A 6,932-nucleotide genomic window follows, 5' to 3' on the forward strand; every position below is an offset into this window, starting at 1 on the left:
TGCGGCGCGGGCGCGTGGTGCTCGGGGTGGTGCTCCGGCGGCTCGGGGGCCGGGACGTCGCAGCCGTTGCCGAAGACCGGCGAGAGCAGGGAGACGAGCCCCACGTGGTTCCCGCAGGCGTTGACCGGGACGTCGACCGGGGCCTTCGCGTTGTTGCCCGCGCCTACACCCGGGGAGCCGACCGAGGCGCCCTGGGCGGCGGAGCCGCTGGTGCCGGACGCCTGCTCGTCGCGGGAGCGGGGCTCCTTCGCCGGGCCGTGCGACGCGGGCGCGTGGTGCTCGGGCCCGGCGTGCTGTCCGGGCCCGGCGTGGTGCCGCGCGGGCTTCGCCCCGGGCTTGGACTCGGGCTCGGCCTCGTGCCCTCCGCCCTGGCGCGGGGACTCACCGTGGTGCGGGGACTGACCGTGGTGGGAGGGCTGGCCGTGGTGCGGGTGGTGCGCGGGACCGTCCGAGACGTTGCCGCACTTGTTGCCGAAGGCGGGGTTGAGCCCGGCGGCGGCGTCGACGGTGTTCCCGCAGGCGTTCACCGGTACTTCCAGCGGTGCCTGCACGCTGTTGCCCGACAGGAAGCCGGGCGAGTCCTGGGCCTGTCCGTTCGCCTCGGAGACGGCGAGCGCGGAGGTGCCGGACAGGGACAGGATGCTCGTCGCCGCCGCGGCGGAGAGCATTCCTTTGCTGAGGGCCTGGCGCAATCTAGTGGTCTTTCTCTGTGCGATGGAGGAGCCAGCCCCGGAGCCGGGTGGCTGCCGGGGCCGGCCAAGACACAGCTGGAACCAGCCGGGTCGCTACGTCAGTCGTTCGCGCACGTGTTGCCGAACGTCGGGTTCAGGAGGGCGATGACGTCGACGCTGTTGCCGCACACGTTGACCGGAACGTGGACGGGAACCTGGACGACATTGCCCGAGAGGACACCCGGGGAACCGACGGCCGCGCCCTGGGCGCCGGCGTCGGCGAACGCCGGGATGCCCATGCCGAGGACCATGACGGCACCGGCGACGATCGTTGCGCTCTTCTTGAGCTTCACAGCATTTCCCTTCTTACGGGCCACGCCTCAACGGCGGCCGGAGGAGCCGGGCGGGGAATTCCTGTTCCCGCGCCGTGACCTGAGCTCTGCTTAACGAGTGAAGAGGGAAGAGGAAACCACGGGGTTGACGTCTCCCGTGAATTCACTCGAATGCGGCGCGCGGCGTCGACCACCGCAAGCGGATTCCCCATGCACGAGATGTACGAGCTCGGGCCGCCCGCAGAAAGCGGACGGCCCGAGCGGGCACTGCGGTGCGGCAGATCAGCCGTTGCCCTCGCCGTTGCCGGAAAGCGCGGAGATGTCGTCGAGGATGTGCGACAGCGGCTCGTCGCCCTTGGCCTGCGTCGAGTTCTCGGTGCACTGCTGGGTCTGCGGAGCCGAGAGGATCGGGATGTCCTGGACGCCGACGTTGACCAGACCCACGATGTTCTGGATGTTGGCCTTGATCGGGAGACCGACGCAGGGCTTGTTCAGCGAGCCCTGGACCAGGGAGAGCTGCGGGCTCATGTTGCCCTTGGTGGAGGAGTTACCGAAAGCCTGCTCGGCGCCATTGCCGCTCAGCGACTGGGTGCCGCTGTCGTCACCGATGGCCATCGCGGGGGAGGCGATACCAGCCACGGAGACGGCGACCGCGGCCGCTGCCATTGCCTTCTTAAGCATTTGTGTTCCTTTTCTGGGGGCAGACGCTCACGTTACTGCGGCCTGCTCAACTCCCCACGCCACGTTTGGTTCCGCGCATTCACTCCATCGGATCGTTCGGCGTTCCAAGCAGCGGCGGATCACTTGAGAAATCCACCCCGTGTAAATGACGGTCCGATGATACGCACATCACCGAAAGACGCCTCGCGGGGACCCATGCGATGGGCCATTGGAGTGAATTTCCAGAACCCCTACGGGATTTGGCAGTTGGTCAGGGTGCTCCGAGGACGGGGCTAACTCAGAGAGGAATACCTGTGATCAAGAAGGTTATGGCCGCGACTGCGGTCACGGCTTCCGTCATCGGCGTGTCCGCTGCCGCCGCCCCCACGGCGCTCGCCATCGGCAACGACGGCGGCACCAACACCGTCAGCGGCAACAACGCCATGCAGGCGTACGGAAACTCCGCCACGTACGGCAACATGAGCCCGCAGATCGCGCTCATCCAGGGCTCGTTCAACAAGCCCTGCATCGCCCTGCCGGCCAAGGCGAACCTGCAGAACATCGTGGGCCTGGTCAACGTCGGCATCCAGGACATCCCGATCCTGTCGGCGCCGCAGACCCAGCAGTGCACCGAGAACTCGACGCAGGCCAAGGGCGACGAGCCGCTGTCGCACATCCTGGACGACCTGCCGATCCTCTCCGGCAACGGCGTCAGCAACCACTGACACCGCGACGCAGCGCAGCGGGCCGCCACCTTCCTCCTTGGCGGCCCGCTGCGCTGTCGGTTCCGGGGCCGCTGTCAGTTCCGCGGCCAGGGGTCGCGCTCCACGAGGCTCCGCCACTCGGGGTCGGGCCGCCCGGGGACGGTGCGGCCCTCCGCGTACCAGCTGTGGATCAGGGTGGCGTAGATGGGATCGGTGCGGCACTCCGGGGACTGCCTGCTCGTCGGGATGACACCTAGCCGCTGCCACGGTCCTGTGCGGTCAGCCATAGCTCCTCGTCGAGGGTCGGGGGCGTCTTCCGGTGGGGGCGTCCTTCGTCTTCGTTCCTGGCCGGGCGCGGAACGAAACGGTGCGTTGGGGCGAAAGCGCAGCGCACGCCGTCGGCCGGCACCACCCGATGTGCCCGTACGGACCAACACGGGCTGACACATCCCGCTACATTCAGCACATTTATCAATCGAATGGACCAATCGGCGCAACTCCCGCCGTACCACTCAGTTGATCGCTGTGCGGCTCCGGAGTGGAGCCTCACTCGAAGGGAATCGCTCACCATGAAGAAGCTGCTCGCAACGGCCGCCATCACCCTGTCCGCCGCCGGTATGGCCGCCGCCGCGGCCCCGCAGGCCATGGCCGTCGGCAATGACTCGGGCACCGAGTCCGCCAGCGGGAACGGCGCCGAGCAGGCGTTCGGCAACTCCTCCACCCACGGCAACATGAGCCCGGAGATGACCCTGGTCCAGGGCTCGCTGAACAAGCTCTGCCTCGGCATCCCGGTCAAGGCCAACGTCCAGAACATCGTGGGCCTGGTCAACGTCGGCGTCCAGGACATCCCGATCCTCTCGGCTCCGCAGACCCAGCAGTGCACCGAGAACTCGACGCAGGCCAAGGGCGACGAGCCGATCTCGCACGTCCTCAGCGACATCCCGCTGCTCTCGGGCAACGGCGTCGCCAACCACTGACCCGTCAGTCGTGGGGGCCGACCGGATTCCGGTCGGCCCCCACGCCGTTGCCGGTGAAGCCGACGCGTCGCCCCCTACTCCTCGCCGTGCCGTCCTGTCACCATGCGGAGTCCGGGTGTAGGGGGACACGCCCTCTGCGGGGCGGGAGGCACACATGGCAGAGGTGTTCCTGCGGCGGCTGAGCCGCTGGCAGGCCGAGCAGCAGCGCGAGGCCGTGGCCGGTCTCTACGTAGAGGCCTACCGGGAGCTGGCGGGCGCGGGGTCCCAGGACCGGCAGGCGTTCCTGCGGCGCTTCGAGCACGACGTACAGCAGCCCGACTTCGACATGGTCGTCGCCGAGGCGGGGGGCCTCGTCGGCTCGCTCTACGGCTACCGGGCCGCCCGTACCGGCGAATGGTGGCAGGGCTTCCGCGGCGTCCTGCCCGCCGAGATCGAGGAGCAGACCGCGTCGGGGCGCGTCTTCCTCCTCGGCGAGCTCATGGTGGGGCCCGCCCAGCGCAGGTCGGGCATCGCCACCCGGCTGCGGAGGCTGCTCCTGACCCGGCACACCGACGACGTCGTCGTCGCCGTCATCAAACGGGACGACGACCTCGGGCGTGAGGTGCTGCGGGCCTGGGACTGGACGAAGCTGGGCGAGTTCGATCCGGGACGCGAGGGGTGGCTGCGCCCGCCGTCACCGATGCCGTGAGCCGTGGCGGGCACTCCGCGGGCCCGCCCCGTCAGGCCTTGGTGGCCTTCAGGGAGTACATGAGCGGGATGCGCGGCCGGTCGGCGGGAAAGCGGTAGACGCCTTCCCGCCGTTCGAGTGCGCCGAACCGCTGGAAGAGGGTCGTGTCCCGCTCGCGCAGGAAGTCCACGCGCAGTCCCGCGGCGGCGAGCGCGGAGACCACGTCGCCGATCGGGTGCTGCCACTCGACGCTGCGGTTGTGGACGGTCGGCGTGCCCGCGTCCGCGTAGCCGTCGGGCCGCTCCTCCACCCAGGCGTCGCGCGCGAAGTAGTCGTGCTCCACGCGCGTGCCCGTGGCGTCGTCGAGGACGTCGGTGAGCGGATGGAACTCCGCGAGGTAGAGGAAGCCCCCGGGCGCGACGAGCGAGGCGGCCGTCTCGGCCCAGCGCCCGATGTCCGGCAGCCAGCCGAGCGCGCCGACGCCGGTGTACACGATGTCGTACGAGGAGTCCGGCACCGCCTGCGCGGCGTCGTACACGTCGGCGGCGACGAAGGTGGCACGCTCCGGGGTGAGCCCAAGGTCGGCGGCGAGTTCACGGGCGGCTTCCACGGCAGGTTCGGAGAAGTCGAGGCCGACGACCCTGGCCGCCCCGTGCCGCGCCCAGGAGAGCGTGTCGAGGCCGATGTGGCACTGGAGGTGCAGCAGCGACTTCCCGCGTACGTCACCCACCTCCGCCCGCTCGAAGTCGCGCAGGGCGTCCTTACCCGCCCTGAAGGCGGCGAGGTCGTAGTAGTCGCCGGACAGGTGGATGGGGACGCGCTCGTCCCAGCGCCTCCTGTTGGTGTCGCGCCAGTCGTCGGGCGTCGGGGAGTACATGCCGGAAAGTTATCCACAGGCTGGGGACCCTCGCCAGCGGATTGTGGGCGGCGCCAGGCAGTATGGGGGGCATGAGCGAGACGGGTGCCGAGAAGGCGACGGGGACACAGGCCATGCCGGACTGGGAGAAGCGGTTCAGGGCGCCACGGGTGTCGCTGCCGGACTGGGCGGAGGACGCGCCGCACCGCTCCCTGTTCGTGTCGAACGCGACGGGGACCTATGAGCTGTACGCGTGGGACAGGGAGACCGGCACCCAGCGCCAGGTGACCGACCGGCCGAACGGCACGACGGACGGCGTGCTCTCGCCCGACGGCGAATGGATCTGGTGGTTCAACGACAAGGACGGCGACGAGTTCGGCGTCTGGCTGCGCCAGCCCTTCTCCGGCGGTCCCGACGAGCCCGCGGTCCCCGGCCTCGACGCCTCGTACCCCGCGGGCCTCGCCCTCGGCAGGGACGGCGCGACGGTGGTCGTCGGCCGCTCCACGGACGAGGAGGGCTCGACGATCCACGTCGTGCGCCCCGGCGCCCCGGACGCGGGCCCCGTCGAGGTGTACCGCCACCGGGAGTCCGCGGGCGTGGGCGACCTCTCCCACGACGGCACGCTGATCGCCGTCGAGCACACGGAGCACGGCGACGCGATGCACTCCGCGCTCCGGGTGATCAGGCCGGACGGCTCCACCGTCGCCGAGCTCGACGACACCAAGGGGGGCTCGGTCGAGCTCGGCCTCGAAGTCCTCGGCTTCGCGCCGGTCCCCGGGGACACCCGGCTGCTCGTCGGGCACCAGCGGCGCGGCCGCTGGGAGCCGATGGTCTGGGACGTCGCCTCGGGCGAGGAGAGCGACCTCGCGCTCGGCCTGCCGGGTGACGTGAGCGCCGAGTGGTATCCCGACGGCTCCGCGCTGCTGATCGCGCACGGCTTCGAAGCACGCGGCGAGCTGTTCCGGTACGACCTGGCCGCGCGGGAGCTGGTCCGCGTCGAGACGCCCGCGGGCTCGGTCTCGGGCGCGACGGCCCGGCCCGACGGCACCGTGGAGTACATGTGGTCCTCGGCGGCCGAGCCGCCGGTCGTCCGCTCGACCTCCGGCGCCGTGGTCCTCGACCCGCCCGGCATGAAGGCACCGAGGTCCGTCCCGGTGGAGGACGCGTGGGTGGAGGGGCCCGGCGGCCGCATCCACGCCCTGGTCCAGCGGCCCGCGGGCGCCACCGGACCCCTGCCGACCGTCTTCGAGGTGCACGGCGGCCCCACCTGGCACGACAGCGACTCGTTCGCGGCTGGCCCGGCGGCCTGGGTCGACCACGGGTATGCGGTGGTGCGGGTGAACTACCGCGGCTCGACGGGGTACGGCCGCGAGTGGACCGACGCCCTCAAGCACCGCGTGGGCCTCATCGAGCTGGAGGACATCGCGGCCGTCCGGGAGTGGGCCGTCACCTCCGGTCTCGCCGACCCCGACCGCCTGGTCCTCGCGGGCGGCTCCTGGGGCGGGTATCTCACCCTGCTCGGCCTCGGCACCCAGCCCGACGCCTGGGCGGTGGGCCTCGCCGCGGTGCCCGTCGCGGACTACGTGACGGCGTACCACGACGAGATGGAGGCCCTGAAGGCCATGGACCGCACGCTCCTCGGCGGCACGCCCGAGGAGGTGCCCGAGCGCTTCGCCGCCTCGTCCCCGCTGACCTATGTGGACCAGGTCAAGGCCCCGGTCTACATCTCGGCGGGGGTGAACGACCCACGCTGCCCCATCCGGCAGATCGACAACTACGTCGACCGCCTGGTCTCGCGGGGCGCGGTCCACGAGGTCTACCGCTATGACGCGGGCCACGGGTCACTGGTCGTGGACGAACGCATCAAACAGATCGCCCTGGAACTGGCCTTCGCCGACCGGCATCTCCCGCCGGTCGCTGGCTGAGCGGTCCCTTACGCCGGGGGCGCCCGCGGCGTAAGGGACGGGGGGGGGGGGGGGGGGGGGGGGGGGGGGGGGGGGGGGGGGGGGGGGGGGGGGGGGGGGGGGGATCGACAACTACGTCGACCGCCTGGTCTCGCGGGGCG

9 protein-coding genes are annotated in these 6,932 nt (G+C 71.0%); 4 read left to right on the forward strand and 5 right to left on the reverse strand.

From position 1 onward, the window contains the following. The 3 genes from AB8Z36_RS25125 to AB8Z36_RS25135 form a co-directional block, all read right to left on the reverse strand. Window positions 1-668, reverse strand: a 668-nt coding sequence (locus AB8Z36_RS25125; protein WP_369215645.1) for a chaplin, incomplete at its 3' end; no start/stop codon positions are given. A gap of 122 nt (window positions 669-790) precedes the next feature. Beyond that, entirely contained in the window at window positions 791-982 is a 192-nt protein-coding gene (locus AB8Z36_RS25130; RefSeq protein ID WP_369215653.1) for a chaplin, read from the reverse strand. 303 nt (window positions 983-1,285) lie between these two features. Beyond that, complete coding sequence (locus AB8Z36_RS25135) at window positions 1,286-1,684, reverse strand: rodlin (RefSeq protein WP_369215646.1); 399 nt, start codon at window positions 1,682-1,684, stop codon at window positions 1,286-1,288. 293 nt (window positions 1,685-1,977) lie between these two features. Here AB8Z36_RS25135 and AB8Z36_RS25140 point away from each other — a divergent pair, with 293 nt between their 5' ends. Next, entirely contained in the window at window positions 1,978-2,388 is a 411-nt protein-coding gene (locus tag AB8Z36_RS25140) for a rodlin (RefSeq protein ID WP_369215647.1), read from the forward strand. A 74-nt stretch (window positions 2,389-2,462) separates the two neighbouring features. On the opposite strand, the gene AB8Z36_RS25145 is transcribed toward AB8Z36_RS25140, so the two are convergent. Continuing rightward, the gene (locus AB8Z36_RS25145) at window positions 2,463-2,654 is read right to left on the reverse strand and encodes a hypothetical protein (RefSeq protein ID WP_369215648.1); all 192 of its coding nucleotides are present in this window, start codon (window positions 2,652-2,654) and stop codon (window positions 2,463-2,465) included. Between the two features lie 282 nt (window positions 2,655-2,936). Between AB8Z36_RS25145 and AB8Z36_RS25150 the strand changes: the two genes are divergently transcribed. Both AB8Z36_RS25150 and AB8Z36_RS25155 read left to right on the forward strand, forming a co-directional pair. Further along, on the forward strand, window positions 2,937-3,344 hold the full coding sequence (locus tag AB8Z36_RS25150; RefSeq protein ID WP_369215649.1) for a rodlin: 408 nt from the start codon (window positions 2,937-2,939) through the stop codon (window positions 3,342-3,344). A gap of 154 nt (window positions 3,345-3,498) precedes the next feature. Further along, window positions 3,499-4,032: a hypothetical protein gene (locus AB8Z36_RS25155; RefSeq protein ID WP_369215650.1), complete on the forward strand. Its 534-nt coding sequence runs from the start codon at window positions 3,499-3,501 to the stop codon at window positions 4,030-4,032. A 31-nt stretch (window positions 4,033-4,063) separates the two neighbouring features. Here the strand turns inward: AB8Z36_RS25155 and AB8Z36_RS25160 are convergent, their stop codons facing one another. Then, complete coding sequence (locus AB8Z36_RS25160; protein WP_369215651.1) at window positions 4,064-4,888, reverse strand: class I SAM-dependent methyltransferase; 825 nt, start codon at window positions 4,886-4,888, stop codon at window positions 4,064-4,066. A gap of 71 nt (window positions 4,889-4,959) precedes the next feature. On the opposite strand from AB8Z36_RS25160, the gene AB8Z36_RS25165 reads away from it, so the two are divergent. Then, complete coding sequence (locus AB8Z36_RS25165) at window positions 4,960-6,792, forward strand: S9 family peptidase (RefSeq protein ID WP_369215652.1); 1,833 nt, start codon at window positions 4,960-4,962, stop codon at window positions 6,790-6,792. Window positions 6,793-6,932: the final 140 nt, after the last annotated feature.

It is taken from the genome of Streptomyces flavofungini, from assembly GCF_041028215.1.
GTDB classification, from domain to species: Bacteria; Actinomycetota; Actinomycetes; order Streptomycetales; family Streptomycetaceae; genus Streptomyces; species Streptomyces flavofungini_B.